Below are 13,071 nucleotides of genomic sequence, written 5' to 3' on the forward strand. Positions count from 1 at the left end.
GAGTTCTGTAGGGCCGAGCATGGGCTCGGCTCCACAGGAGGCTAGGCCAGCAGCGTTTCCAGCTGTACCGGCTCACGGGCGAGCTGGCCAGCACCGGCGGCAGTGAGTTCCTCCTCACCACCAAAGCCCCACAGCACGCCGACACTGCGCAGGCCGTGGTGGCGTGCGCCTTCGATGTCCATGCGGCGGTCGCCGATCATCCAGCACTGCGCAGGCTGCACCTGCAACCGACGCAATGCTTCGCCGACCAGTTCCGGCTTGTGGCTGCGCGAGCCATCCAGGGTCGAACCGACGATCTCCTCGAACAGCCCGCCGAACGGCAGGTGGGCGAGGATGCGGCGCGCGTGCGGCTCGTTCTTGGCGGTGACCACCGCCAGGCGGTGGCCACGGCCATGCAGCGTGCGCAGGGTGTCTTCCACCTGCGGGTACACCGTGTGTTCGCGCCAGCCTTCGGCGTCGAAGCGCTCACGGTAGTAGCCCACCGCCTGTTCCACCCGCGCTGGCTCGACGAACAGCGGCGCGAAGGTGGTGCGCAGCGATGGACCGATCCAGCCCAGCAGCGTTTCCTGCGGCGGCACCGGATGGTCCATCTTCTGCAGCGCATAGGCGATGCAGGCGGTGATGCCCACCTGCGAATCGATCAGCGTGCCGTCGAGGTCGAAGAACAGGACATCCTTGCTGCGGTCGGCACTCATGCGCCGCGCGCGTCGAGCGCGGCGACGGCCGGCAGGGTCTTGCCTTCCAGGAACTCCAGGAACGCACCACCGCCGGTGGAGATGTAGCTGACCTGTTTGGCGATATCGAACTTGTCCACCGCCGCCAGGGTGTCACCACCGCCGGCGATGGAGAATGCCGGCGAGCTGGCGATGGCGCGGGCCAGCGCTTCGGTGCCCTTGCTGAAGGCTTCGAACTCGAACACCCCCACCGGGCCGTTCCAGACCACGGTGCCGGCCTTCCCGATCAGCTGCGCGTACTGCGCAGCGGTCTGCGGGCCGATGTCCAGGATCAGATCGTCCTCGGCGACGGCGTCGACCGCCTTCACTTCGGCAACAGCGTCCGGCATGAACTGCTTGGCGGTGACCACGTCGACCGGCAGCGGGATATCGGCGCCACGCGCCTTGGCGTCGGCCACGATCTTCTTCGCGGTGTCCAGCAGGTCCGGCTCGTACAACGACTTGCCTACGTTGTAGCCGGCGGCAGCGATGAAGGTGTTGGCGATGCCGCCACCGACGATCAGCTGGTCGACCTTGCCGACCAGGTTGGCCAGCAGTTCCAGCTTGGTGCTGACCTTGCTGCCAGCGACGATGGCCAGCAGCGGCTTGGCCGGTGCGTCCAACGCCTGCGCCAGCGCGTCCAGCTCGGCCATCAGCAACGGGCCACCGGCCGCCACCGGGGCGAAGCGGATGACGCCATGGGTCGAGGCCTGCGCGCGGTGTGCGGTACCGAAGGCATCCATCACGAACACATCGCACAGGGCGGCGTACTTCTTCGACAGGGCTTCGTCGTCCTTGCCCTCGCCGACATTCATGCGGCAGTTTTCCAGCAGCACCAACTGGCCCGGCTGCACGTCGACACCGTCGACCCAGTCACGCACCAGCGGAACCTCGCGGCCCAGCAGCTCGGACAGGCGCTGCGCGACCGGCGCCAGCGAGTCAGCCTCGCTCCACACGCCTTCCTTCGGGCGCCCCAGGTGCGAGGTGACCATCACCGCCGCACCCTGCTCCAGCGCGCGCTTGAGCGTCGGCAGCGAAGCGGTGATGCGCTGTTCGGAGGTGATGCGGCCATTCTCGATCGGCACGTTCAGATCCTGGCGGATCAGCACGCGCTTGCCGGAGAGGTCGAGGTCGGTCATGCGGACGATGGACATGGGCAACTCTTTGGCTCAGGGACGGGATGCCGGGTACGGCAGACGGCCATTGTATCGGGTGCGGGTGGTGGGAGGGCCGATGCCTGCGGCAGGCAGAGGCGCAGGGCGACAGCAACGGCAACAGCAACAGCAACGGCCGAAGCCAAAGCGCTGGCGCTTCGTGGTGCTGTGGATGGGCCGGGGTGGTGTGGGCTGGCAGGGGACGCCGTGAATCCGTCCCTGGAGGCTTAGCCGCGCCATCCATGGCGCGGATACCCCTGCCAGCCCATACCGCCCCGGCCTCGACAGGTTCATGAGGTGACGCGGGTGGCAAAGGCGGAAGCAAGAGCGGTTTCTGATGTCGGAAGGAGAAAGAAGGGGTCAGATCCGTTTTCCTGCGGAAAACGGATCTGACCCCGATGGCCGTCTCCGCGAACAGCAGCCGAGCGTGGGCTCGGCTCTACAAGAAGCGCGCAGCCAAGCTGTTTTTGCTTTTGCTCTTCTTTTTTCTCTTCCGTGGGTGGAAGCAACCGGAAATTGTCAGAGGCCGGGCGGGTGGGCTGGGCAGGGGTATCCGCGCCATGGATGGCGCGGCTAAGCCTCCAGGGACGGATTCACGGCGTCCCCTGCCCAGCCCACCCGCCCGGCCAAGCGCGGCTTTTGCTTTGCACGCCCAACCCCACCCACGAGGGGCTGCGCCGTTCGCTGGAACCTATTCCGAAGGCGCAGGCTTCTGCCGAAGCAGGCTGAGCGCCAGCCCACCCACCACCAGCACGCCCAGCCCCAGCAGCGCCCACAGCAACCACGCCTTCCAATCGTGCTGCGGCTTCAGCGCCGCATCGCCCGCCAGCGGTTCCGGGCTGCCTTCCAGTCGCGCCAGCGTCGGCTGCCACGATGGATCATTGCGCTGCCGCAGCTCTTCGATCAGCACCCCGATCGGCGCGTCCGTGCGGCGCGCGGTCGCGCTGCCCACCGCCAGTGCGTAGGGCGCTGCCCCCTGGCTCAGGAACACCAGTACTTCCGGCTGGTAGCCCAGGCGCAGCATCGGCGCGGTGGCGGTTTCCGCCGGATTCGCCACCAGCTTCCAGTAGCGGTCGCGGTGCACGCCGCCCAGCGGCTGCGCCGCCGACTGCTGGCGCTGGCCCTGCGTGCCCTGTTGCACCTGGTAGGCGATCCACGGCGCACTGCGGCGCTGCCACTCCGCACTCTCATCATCGCGACTGAACAGCGTCCATTGCACCAGGCTGTTGTCGGTGCTGGCCACATCGGCGCGCGCCACCGGGAACCGGCCATCCATCTCGAAGGTGTACTCGCCCTTGCCCTTCGACGTCGGCTCCAGCGACAGCCATTCCCACGGCAGCGTCGCCGGCGCTGGCGGCAATTCCGCCAGTACGCCGCGCAGGGTCGGCAGGCGCGAATCGCCCTGCGCCAGGATGCGCAGGTAGCGTGCGGCGCCGTCCACCTGCAGGCGGCGCTGCAGCAGGCGCTTGCCGGCGCGCTGCAGATCCACCAGGGGCACATCGCTGCCAATCGAGCGCCAGTGCTGCAGGTCGTCGCTGGCGTCCAGCTGCACCTGTGCCTGCAGTGGCTGGCCGCTGTCGGCCCAGTCCAGCACCAGCGCTGCCAACGGCTGCTGGTCGAGCATGCTGGCGTCGATCAGCCAACCGCCCTGCCCGTTCACCACCGCCCCACCACTCACCCGTGCTTCGACCCGGCGCACGCGTCCATCGGTATCGCGCTCGGTCAGCAGCTGCAGGTCGTTGCGCTGTGCATCGGCCAGCGGCGGCAACGCGAACCACGGCAGTTCACGCTGCACCGGCGGTTGCGCCAGCGGCTGGTCCGGTGCCAGCAGCGCCGACGGCAGCAACTGGCTGGCCGCGTTGAACACCTGCAGATCGCTGAGGTCGGGGCTCACGGCACGGCGGTAGATCGCCGGCTCCAGCACGATGCGATAGGCACCGGACTGCGCACTGGACAACGTCAGCGGCCATTGCTCAGCATATTGCGTGCGGTAATCGGCCGCCTGCACCACGACGGCGGCCAGCATGCCGAATATCGCCGGCAGCAGCGCCCTGCTCCACTTCCTCATTGTTTTTCCTCCACGGACGGCGCCGCGCTCGGCGGTGCCGGTGCCAGATAACCCACGACCGTGCACAGCAGGCCGTAGGCGATGAACGATGCGATGCCAAGCAGATTGCCCAGGTGCTGGCGATCGACGACAACCAGCTTGGCCAGCACCACGCCCATCAGCACGGCACCGACCATCCACAACACACGCTGGCCACGACGCGAACCCCACACCCAGGCAATCACGCCCAGCACGCTCCACAACACGGTCAGGCTGGTCTGCGCCAGGCTGAAGCGCATCATCGACGCGTTCCACGTCAGGCCACCCCACTGGTGCACGCCATGCAGCACCAGGCTGGTCAGTGCGACGAAGGCCGCCAGTGCCAGCAGCGGCATGCGGATGTTCAGCAATGCCTGCGGCGCCTGCGGTCGCTGATCGCCATACAACCAGCGCGCCAGCAGAAGCAGGCTCAACCACTGGCCGATCTCGGCCGGATTCAGCACCGGCAGCCACATCAGCGGCGCGGCGTCGCCCGGCAGCAGCTGGCCGAACAGCCAACCGATCGACAACAGGCCGAACAGCACGCATTGCAGCGGCACGCGCGCGCTGTCGAAGGCCTGCCCCAGCGGCCAGCGCAGCGCGTTCCAGCGCCACAGCGACAGCGCCGCCATCAGCAGCCACGGCAAGGTCACCAGCAGGGTCGTCCAGCCCTGCGCCAGATCGGCTTCGCCACCGCCCCACAGGGCCAGCAGCGAAAGCAGCGACGGCCACAGCAGCCACCACAGGAACTGCGCGATGCGGGCCACGGTGTCGCCGCCCTGGCGCAGGCACAGCAGGGTACGCACGCCCAGCACCGCGAACACCGCCCAGGCCAGCGCGCCGTAGCCGGCGAACGGCTGGTGGTGCGCATCGCTCTGCATCAGCGCCAGCGGGAAGCCCAGCGCGAGCATGGCCAGTGCGGTCACGCCCAGCGCACGCGCCGGCTGGCGACGCTGCACTTCGGCGGCCAGCCAGGCAGTGACCGCAGCCAGCACCAGCAACGCGTCCACTTCGGTGCGGTAGGGGAAGAAGCGGGTGATCTCATGGACCAGGCCGCCCAGCCACCACAGCAGGCCCCACAGGTAATACACCAGTGCGACCTCATGACGCGGCCTGCGCTGGTAGCTCCACGCCGACGCGAAGCCGGCCAGGGCCAGCAACAACGCGCCAATGGCGGTCGGGTTGATCAGGAAGCGCAGGTCTTCGTGCCAGTGATCGCCACCGGCAACGAAGGCGAATGCGGCGCCGATCTGCAGCAACGCGCCGGATACCTGCGGCAGCCAGCGCTTCTGGCGCAGGCCCAGCCAGGCCAGGCCGGCACCTTCCAACGCGAACACCGCACCGGTGGCGCGCGCCGACAGTGCCAGCGGCACCGCCAGCGTGGCGAAGCCCACCGCAAGCACGGCATGCGACTGCGCCAGCATGGTGTACGAAGCACGCGCGATCAGCGCACGCGCCAGCACCGCGTAGATCGCGGCCAGGCCCAGCGCGCACAGTGCCAGCGTCATCGGCTGCTCGTGCAGCATGCCCGCCTGCAGCGAGAACGCGACCAGCGGCGTGCCGAACACCAGGCTGCCATCGATCAGGTCGCGTCGACCGGCCGGCTGGCGGCGCGCATACAGCAGCGGAATCAACAGGTAGAACACGAAGAACAGCACCAGGAACGGCTCGGTGCTGCTGAACTTGTCCGGTGCGTACTGCAGCACGCCCCAGAAGGTGCCGATGCCGAAGGTGAAGGCGAAGCCCAGCAGGTTCAGCGCGCGCCATGGGCGGAACCAGGCAATGGCGAAGATGCCCGCATTGAGTACGGCGTAATAGCTGAACAGCCCCACGTGGTTGCCACTGCCGGTGGACAGCCACAGCGGTGCCATGAAGCCGGCCAGGATGCCCAGCACGGCCAGCGTGCGCGAGTTCTGCACCACCGCCAGCACGCACAGCCCGGCCACCAGTGCAATGGAGCTGACGAAGGCAAAGCCCGGGGGAATCAGGTCGAAGCGCTTGAAGGCCGCGAAGATGGTCAGCAGCAGCACGCCGATGGCACCGCCCTGCAACGCCAGCGCGAACAGGCGCCGGCGCTCGCGCTGGTGCCAGCCGAAGGCCAGCAGGCCCAGCGCACCCACGGTGATGCCGGCCAGGCGCAGCTCGATCGGCAACACCAGCCAGCCCTGGTCGCTGACGTACTTCAGCAGTGCCGCGACACCGGCCAGCAGCACCAGCATGCCGATCTTGACCGGCACGTTGCCTTCGGTGAACCAGCGCTTGGCCGCACCGATACCGCGCTCGATGACGTTGGGCAGTGCCGGTTCGGAAGGCAGCGGCGGCTGCACCGGAACGGGTGGTACCGGCGGTGGCGCAGCAGGTCGGGGAACAGGCGCCTCGGTCGGCGCTGCTTCGCGCACCGGTGGCTGCGGGGGTTGCGGCGCAGCAGCAGCGACCGGCCGCAGGAACGGTGGATCGGCGCCGGCCGCAGGCGTGGCCACAGGCCGTTCAGGCGCGGGCGCGGTAGCGGCCGGCCTGGCGGTGGCAGGCGCGGCGGCCATGGCGCTTTCCAGCGCAGCGACGCGGCGGCGCAGGCCGGCGATCATCACCAGCGCCACCACCAGCAGCAGCGGGATGGCCAACAGGACCAGTACGACCAGGGCGATCAGTGCTTCCATTGCGTGCTTCCATTGCGTTCCCGCGCCCCAGCGGCAGCGGTCGACCGCCCCATGCTACGACAGGGTGGCCTCCATAAACGACGAACCCCGGCCAGGCCGGGGTCCGTCTGCGATCTGCGCCGGCCTTACTTGGCGGCGATGACCTTGGCCATTTCCAGGCACTTGTTCGAGTAGCCCCACTCGTTGTCGTACCAGGTCACAAGCTTGACGAAGGTGCCGTCGAGGGCGATGCCGGCATCGGCGTCGAACACCGAGGTGCAGGTTTCGCCGCGGAAATCGGTGGCCACGACCTTGTCTTCGGTGTAGCCCAGGATGCCCTTCAGCGGGCCTTCGCTCTGTGCCTTCACTTCAGCGCAGATCTCGGCGTAGGTGGCTTCCTTTTCCAGCTCGACGGTCAGGTCGACCACCGACACGTCCGAGGTCGGGACGCGGAAGCTCATGCCGGTCAGCTTCTTGTTCAGTTCCGGGATGACCACGCCGACGGCCTTGGCCGCACCGGTGGACGAGGGAATGATGTTTTCCAGGATGCCACGGCCGCCGCGCCAGTCCTTGTTGGACGGGCCATCGACGGTCTTCTGGGTGGCAGTGGCCGCGTGCACGGTGGTCATCAGGCCGCGCTTGATGCCCCACTTGTCGTTGATGACCTTGGCCAGCGGGGCCAGGCAGTTGGTGGTGCACGAGGCGTTGGAGATGATCGCCTGGCCGGCGTAGGTCTTGTCGTTCACGCCGTACACGAACATCGGCGTGTCGTCCTTCGACGGGGCCGACATGATGACCTTCTTGGCACCGGCATCGATGTGCTTCTGCGCGGTTTCCTTGGTCAGGAACAGGCCGGTGGCTTCCAGCACCACGTCGGCGCCGACTTCGTCCCACTTCAGGTTGGCCGGGTCGCGTTCCTGGGTCAGGCGGATCTTCTTGCCGTTGACCAGCAGGTCGTTGCCCTGCACCGCCACGTCGGCCTTGAAGCGGCCGTGCACGGAGTCGTACTTGAGCATGTACGCCAGATAGTCCGGCTCCAGCAGATCGTTGATGGCCACGATTTCGATGTCGTCGCCGAAGTTCAGCACCGCCGAGCGCAGGACGTTACGCCCGATGCGACCGAAACCGTTGATACCAACCTTGATTGCCATGTTCTCAAGCTCCTGCGGCCGCGACAGGTGCGGCGGGATGGATAGGGCCCACAAGTCTAGCAAACCGGGGCTGGCCACCGTGGGCCGGCCGGGGCCGGCAGCAGGCCGGCGGACAGGATTTGATCCGGATCAAAGCGTTAGCGCGGCGTGAGGCCGACACTGGCCCCATCCACCCAGCAACGAGAACACCCCCATGCGCAAGAGCTCCCCCCTGATCGTGGCCAGCCTGGCCGCCGCCCTGTCGCTCGCCGCCGCCCCGGCCATGGCCCAGTCCAAGGGCGACTGGACCATCTCGGCCGGCGTGCACCAGGTGGCGCCGAAGTCGAACAACGGCTGGCTGGCCGGCGGCACCCTGAAGGTCGACGTCGACAATGACGTCAAGCCGACCATCACCGGTGAGTACTTCATCGCCGACAACCTGGGCATCGAAGTGCTGGCCGCGCTGCCGTTCAAGCACGACATCAACATCAACGGCCTGGGCCGCGTGGGCAGCACCAAGCAGCTGCCGCCGGTGGTGACCCTGCAGTACCACTTCAACAGCAAGGGCAAGGTGTCGCCGTTCGTCGGCGCGGGCGTGAACTACACCACCTTCTTCAGCGAAGACACCACCGGTGCGCTGGCTGGCAGCAAGCTGAAGCTGCAGGATTCGTGGGGCCTGGCCGCACACGCCGGCGTGGACTTCGCGATCGGCGAAAAGGGCGCGCTGCGCGTGGACATGCGCTGGATCGACATCGACAGCAAGGTGAAGTTGAACGGCGAGAAGATCGGCACGGTCAACATCGATCCGCTGGTCTACGGCGCGTCCTACGTCTTCAAGTTCTAAGCGGTGTGTTGAGCGCAGGGGCTTCGCCCCCGCTCCCCCGTTACATGCAAAACCCTCGCAGCATGTTGCCCCGGTGATTGCCGGGGCTTTTTTTGTTTGTGCGAAAGGCACCGGCTTCTGGAACTGGGCGGAGAGGGTGAGGTGATCGGGACACGCCGTAAATACGTCCCTGTAGGCTCGATCGCCGCATCCATGCGGCGAACGGTCCCGATCACCTCACCCTCTCCACCCCTCCGATCTGCGCGCGCGTGCCAGCTCAAGCAAAGGCAAGAGCAGAAGCAGAACCTGTGCATCCGAGGCGTAGTGGTTGCCTGCAATTGCAGGAGGCAGGTTTTGATCCTGCATTTGATTCTGATGTTGCCTTTGACCTTTGCATCCGCCTCCGCGGCACTGTCTGGAGGGGAGCGCAGCGGGAGGGGCGGTGGGACCGTTGGCGCCATGGATGGCGCCATCGAGCCCCCATGGATGGGTTTACGGCGTGTCCCGCTGCCCCTCCCGCTGCGCTCCCACTTCGGAACAGGAACGCGCCGCTCTTCAATCCACCTACCCCGCTAGAATGTGCGCATGAAAGCCCTGCACTCCCTCTTCCTCGCCGCCGCCCTGGCGCCGGCCCTGCTGTCCGTCTCCGCCCCCGCTCATGCCTGGGGCGCGCAAGGCCACCGCCTTGTTGCCGAAGTCGCCGACGCCCGCCTCAACCCCACCGCCCGCGCCGAAGTGGACCGCCTGCTGGCCACCGAACCGGACGCCACCCTCGCCAGCATCGCGCCGTGGGCCGACCAGCTGCGCGCCAAGGACCCGGGCCTGGGCCGTCGTTCGGCCGGCTGGCACTACGTCAACATCGCCGAAGACAACTGCCATTACGAAGCACCGAAGCACTGCAAGAACGGCAACTGCATCGTCGAGGCGCTGAAGGCACAGAGCGCCATCCTCGGCGACCGCAGCCTGACCGACGGCGAGCGCCTGCAGGCACTGAAGTTCGTCGTGCATCTGGTCGGCGACATCCACCAGCCGATGCATGCCGGTTACGCCCACGACAAGGGCGGCAACGATTTCCAGCTGCAGTTCGGCAACCGTGGTACCAACCTGCATTCACTGTGGGACAGCGGCATGCTCAACACCCGCAAGCTGGACGATGCCGGCTACCTGCCGCTGCTGCAGAGCCAGCGCGCACCGAAGCTGGCGCGCCAGTCCAACCCGCAGCGCGACCCGCAGACGTGGGCCGAAGCCAGCTGCCGCATCTCCATGCAAGCTGGCGTTTATCCGGCCTCGCATAAAATCGGTGACGAATACACCGAGCGCTACCGGCCGCTGGCCGAAGCGCAGCTGCGACTGGCCGGTGAAAACCTGGCGCAGTTGCTGAACCGCGTGCTCGGCACGCGCTGAGGAGGGTTCCGATGCCGGTCCAGGTGCAGTCGTTCTTCCACTGTGACAGCAATACCTTCAGCTACTTGGTCAGCGACCCGGCCAGCGGCGAGGCGGCGCTGATCGACCCGGTCCTGGACTACGACCCGGACACCGACGCCAGCAGCGAATCACCGCTGCGCGCGGCGTTGCAGGCCATCGAACAACAGGGCCTGCAGCTGCGCTGGCTGCTGGAGACGCATGCCCACGCCGACCATGTGTCGGCCGGGCGCCGGCTCAAGCAGCGCTTTCCGCAGGCCACGCTGGCCATCGGTGAAGGCATCCGCGCGGTGCAGGCGACCTTCGCGCCACGCTATGGCCTGCAGCTTCCAGGTGCGGATGAGATCTTCGACCACCTGTTCAGCGATGGCGAGACCTTTGCCATTGGCGAACTGCATGGCCAGGTGATCGCCGTGCCCGGCCACACCAGCGACAGCATCGCCTACCTGATCGGCGATGCGCTGTTCACCGGCGACTCGCTGTTCATGCCCGACGGCGGCACCGCCCGCTGCGACTTCCCCGGCGGTGATGCCGCACAGCTGTACCGCTCGATCCAGCGCCTGCTGGCGCTGCCCGATGCCACCCGCGTGTTCGTCTGCCACGACTACGGCCCGGGCGGCCGTGATTTCGCCAACGAAACCACCATCGGTGAACAGCGCACGCACAACATCCACGTGCATGACGGCGTGGCCGAGGCGGAGTTCGTCAGCGTGCGCCAGGCACGCGATGCCACGTTGGAAGAACCCAAGCTGATGCAACCGGCGGTGAAGGCCAACATCCAGGGCGGGGCCTGAAGCACGCGGCTGCGCTCGCCGGGCAAAGCCCGGCGCTATCGGTTTCCATCACGGACCACGGACGTTCATTTTCCCTGCGTCCGCACTACATGCCGGCCCTTCACGATCTCGAAGGTAAAGGCGTACTGCAGGGTGACCGCCACCGGCTCGACCCGTTCGGCGCCGCGACAGTCACCGCGGTCGGCAGGCACCTTGCCAGCCTCGAAGTGGCAGACCGCTGCGGACGAGTACTTCCACATCGCCACGGCGTCCTGCGCAGCCTGCAGCAGGGGCGCATTCTCGCGTGCAGCCCCTGCGGCACAGTCCTGGCGATCGGTCAGCGGCATGCTGCGTTCGACGCTGCCCTGCGCATCCACCACCACCTGCAGGCAGATCGTAGTCGGCGCCAGTTCCGCGCGCGGATCACGATCACCGACCTCCGGGTCCGGTGCCGCGTAAAGCTGCGGCATCCGGTAGCCCTCGCTCGCGCCCAGCGAGTACGCCTGCACCTGTCCATCGCCGTCGCCGGTCTGCGGCCGCAGGCGCTGGTGACCGACATTCTCGCTGCGGGTATCCACCGTGGTCAGCCGCTCCTGGCTGGCACATCCGGCCAACAGCGCCGCCGTCATCCACAGCGGCGCGCACTTCACTTCGCGTCCTCGGTGTCGTCCATGGCAAAGGTGATTGGAATACGTACGGCAGCAGCCACCGGCTTGCCGTTCTTCATTGCCGGACGATAGGTCCAGCTGCGCGCAGCCGCCACCGACACCGCATCGAACACGCCGGGATTGGTAGCGCTGAGCACCTGGACATCGGCGGGACGCCCCTGCGCATCCACCTCCACGCGCAGGTTCACCACGCCCACCTGGCGCTGCTCGATCGCAGACTTCGGGTAGGACGGCGGTGGCATCTTGTCGACCTGGATCGGACGGTCCAGCCCTGCCTTGGCCGCATCTTCTTCAGCGTGCTCGAACGGCTCGACACCGATCCTCGGGCTCCCGGCCGCGCCGCCCTGGCTGGCCCACGCCACCGCCCCCATGCCCAGGCACAACCCGACCACCAGCACCTGCCCGGACACCCACGGCAATGCCTTCCGCTTGGACTGCTTCAACATGGCGATACGCTCCTTCAACACGGGTTGGCTGCGCCAATGGCAGACTGCGGGCGCAACCGGGTGGACCAGCTGCGCCTTCAGCAGCGTGCTGGCGTAGAGGCCGCGCAGCGCCGGCTGCGGGGCCATGGTGCGGGCGTCGCAGGCCAGTTCCTGGTCGCGCAGGAAGCGGCCCGATGCCCACGGCAGAAGCGGGTGGAACCAGAACACCGCGCGCACCAGCAGCAGCGCACCGTTGGCCCAGTGATCGCCATGACGACGATGGCTGCGCTCGTGCTGCAGGATCAGGCTCTGTTCCTGTGCGGTGAACTGCTGGTCGAAGTCGGGGCCAACCACGATGCGGGGGCGCCACAGACCAACCAGTGCGGGCAAGCCGGGATCGCCACTGGCCTGCCAACTGCCATCGACGCGCGGCTTCAGTGGCCCCATGCAGCGTTCAAAGCGACGCTGCGCGCGCAGGTCGCGCAGCAGGCAGATGCCCACGCCCAGCACCCAGGCCATCAGCAACAGCCACGCCCCAGGCAACGACCGTGCAGCCACATCGTCAGTGGCCCCCGGCACCACTTTCAACGGCAACGTCGGCACATGCTGCAACAGCGCAACCTGTGGCAGCGGCAATAGCAGGGCCACCAGCAGCAGCGGCAGCAGCCACCAGCTGCGGTAGGCCAGCCCAGCGCCCCCCAACCGCACCAGCAGCGGTCGCAGCACCGCCAGCAGGACCACGCCCACCGCCAGCCACAGGCTGGCCCGCCACAGTCCGTCGAGCAGCTCAGTCATGGTCCAGCTCCTGGATCAGCTTCTTCAGTTCGGCGATGTCCTGCGCACTCAACTGGCCCCGTTCGCTGAAGTGCGCGACCAGCGGCGCGACGCGTCCTTCGAAGACACGGCCGATGAAGTCCTGGCTCTGCGCCTCCACCCACGCCTGTCGCTGCAGCAGCGGCCGGTACAGATAGCGCCGGCCATCACGTTCGGCGGCGATCGCGCCCTTGGTCAGCAGACGGTTGAGCAGGGTCTTGATGGTCGGCTCGGCCCAGTCGCGGTGGGCCAGTGCGGCCACCACCTCGTCGGCGCTACGCGGTGCCTGCTGCCACAGCACCTCCATCACAACGGCTTCGGCTTCGCTGATCGGGGTCATGGTTTACATCCGTAATCGACGATTCGATTACGCGCGTAATCAGACTCCCTGTCAAGCCCCTCGACTCCAGGTTCATCCCGGCTGCGCC

General features: G+C 67.4%; 11 protein-coding genes. 3 read left to right on the forward strand and 8 right to left on the reverse strand.

Translation table 11 applies throughout. The features are described 5' to 3' along the window. Positions 1-41: 41 nt before the first annotated feature. From AB1281_RS15610 to gap, 5 genes are all read right to left on the reverse strand, one after another. Positions 42-695: an HAD hydrolase-like protein gene (locus AB1281_RS15610; protein WP_014038298.1), complete on the reverse strand. Its 654-nt coding sequence runs from the start codon at positions 693-695 to the stop codon at positions 42-44. After that, a complete protein-coding gene (locus AB1281_RS15615; RefSeq protein WP_014038299.1) occupies positions 692-1,867 on the reverse strand; it encodes a phosphoglycerate kinase in 1,176 nt (391 codons plus the stop codon). The genes AB1281_RS15610 and AB1281_RS15615 overlap by 4 nt, the downstream gene beginning before the upstream one ends. A 691-nt stretch (positions 1,868-2,558) precedes the next feature. Beyond that, a complete protein-coding gene (locus AB1281_RS15620; RefSeq protein ID WP_430346337.1) occupies positions 2,559-3,935 on the reverse strand; it encodes a DUF3999 domain-containing protein in 1,377 nt (458 codons plus the stop codon). Continuing rightward, positions 3,932-6,610, reverse strand: a complete 2,679-nt coding sequence (locus AB1281_RS15625; RefSeq protein WP_430346338.1) for a DUF2339 domain-containing protein — start codon at positions 6,608-6,610, stop codon at positions 3,932-3,934. The genes AB1281_RS15620 and AB1281_RS15625 overlap by 4 nt, the downstream gene beginning before the upstream one ends. A gap of 125 nt (positions 6,611-6,735) precedes the next feature. Continuing rightward, on the reverse strand, positions 6,736-7,740 hold the full coding sequence (gap, locus tag AB1281_RS15630) for a type I glyceraldehyde-3-phosphate dehydrogenase (RefSeq protein WP_005414333.1): 1,005 nt from the start codon (positions 7,738-7,740) through the stop codon (positions 6,736-6,738). 193 nt (positions 7,741-7,933) lie between these two features. Here gap and AB1281_RS15635 point away from each other — a divergent pair, with 193 nt between their 5' ends. The 3 genes from AB1281_RS15635 (at position 7,934) to AB1281_RS15645 (ending at position 10,758) form a co-directional block, all read left to right on the forward strand. Continuing rightward, on the forward strand, positions 7,934-8,563 hold the full coding sequence (locus AB1281_RS15635) for an OmpW/AlkL family protein (protein ID WP_014038302.1): 630 nt from the start codon (positions 7,934-7,936) through the stop codon (positions 8,561-8,563). 564 nt (positions 8,564-9,127) lie between these two features. Continuing rightward, positions 9,128-9,946 (forward strand): S1/P1 nuclease, encoded by an 819-nt coding sequence (locus tag AB1281_RS15640; protein WP_430346339.1) that lies wholly within the window; start codon positions 9,128-9,130, stop codon positions 9,944-9,946. An 11-nt stretch (positions 9,947-9,957) separates the two neighbouring features. Then, a complete protein-coding gene (locus AB1281_RS15645) occupies positions 9,958-10,758 on the forward strand; it encodes an MBL fold metallo-hydrolase (protein ID WP_430346340.1) in 801 nt (266 codons plus the stop codon). A 65-nt stretch (positions 10,759-10,823) separates the two neighbouring features. Here the strand turns inward: AB1281_RS15645 and AB1281_RS15650 are convergent, their stop codons facing one another. From AB1281_RS15650 to AB1281_RS15660, 3 genes are read right to left on the reverse strand one after another with little or no spacing between them, the layout of a single operon-like run. After that, positions 10,824-11,387, reverse strand: a complete 564-nt coding sequence (locus tag AB1281_RS15650; protein ID WP_430346341.1) for a hypothetical protein — start codon at positions 11,385-11,387, stop codon at positions 10,824-10,826. Then, positions 11,384-12,625: a M56 family metallopeptidase gene (locus tag AB1281_RS15655; protein ID WP_430346342.1), complete on the reverse strand. Its 1,242-nt coding sequence runs from the start codon at positions 12,623-12,625 to the stop codon at positions 11,384-11,386. Before AB1281_RS15655 ends, AB1281_RS15650 begins: the two co-directional genes overlap by 4 nt. Then, positions 12,618-12,983 carry a BlaI/MecI/CopY family transcriptional regulator gene (locus tag AB1281_RS15660; RefSeq protein WP_012481135.1) on the reverse strand — a complete coding sequence of 122 codons (366 nt, stop codon included), beginning with the start codon at positions 12,981-12,983 and terminating at the stop codon, positions 12,618-12,620. Before AB1281_RS15660 ends, AB1281_RS15655 begins: the two co-directional genes overlap by 8 nt. Positions 12,984-13,071: the final 88 nt, after the last annotated feature.

Source organism: Stenotrophomonas sp. NRRL B-14846, from assembly GCF_050473585.1.
Lineage (GTDB): Bacteria > Pseudomonadota > Gammaproteobacteria > Xanthomonadales > Xanthomonadaceae > Stenotrophomonas.

Excerpts from the sequence above, each read along its gene's own strand:
- AB1281_RS15610 (WP_014038298.1), bottom strand. The coding sequence starts at position 695 with ATGAGTGCCGACCGCAGCAAGGATGTCCTGTTCTTCGACCTCGACGGC.
- AB1281_RS15615 (WP_014038299.1), bottom strand. The coding sequence starts at position 1,867 with ATGTCCATCGTCCGCATGACCGACCTCGACCTCTCCGGCAAGCGCGTG.
- AB1281_RS15620 (WP_430346337.1), bottom strand. The coding sequence starts at position 3,935 with ATGAGGAAGTGGAGCAGGGCGCTGCTGCCGGCGATATTCGGCATGCTG.
- AB1281_RS15625 (WP_430346338.1), bottom strand. The coding sequence starts at position 6,610 with ATGGAAGCACTGATCGCCCTGGTCGTACTGGTCCTGTTGGCCATCCCG.
- gap (WP_005414333.1), bottom strand. The coding sequence starts at position 7,740 with ATGGCAATCAAGGTTGGTATCAACGGTTTCGGTCGCATCGGGCGTAAC.
- AB1281_RS15635 (WP_014038302.1), top strand. The coding sequence starts at position 7,934 with ATGCGCAAGAGCTCCCCCCTGATCGTGGCCAGCCTGGCCGCCGCCCTG.
- AB1281_RS15640 (WP_430346339.1), top strand. The coding sequence starts at position 9,128 with ATGAAAGCCCTGCACTCCCTCTTCCTCGCCGCCGCCCTGGCGCCGGCC.
- AB1281_RS15645 (WP_430346340.1), top strand. The coding sequence starts at position 9,958 with ATGCCGGTCCAGGTGCAGTCGTTCTTCCACTGTGACAGCAATACCTTC.
- AB1281_RS15655 (WP_430346342.1), bottom strand. The coding sequence starts at position 12,625 with ATGACTGAGCTGCTCGACGGACTGTGGCGGGCCAGCCTGTGGCTGGCG.
- AB1281_RS15660 (WP_012481135.1), bottom strand. The coding sequence starts at position 12,983 with ATGACCCCGATCAGCGAAGCCGAAGCCGTTGTGATGGAGGTGCTGTGG.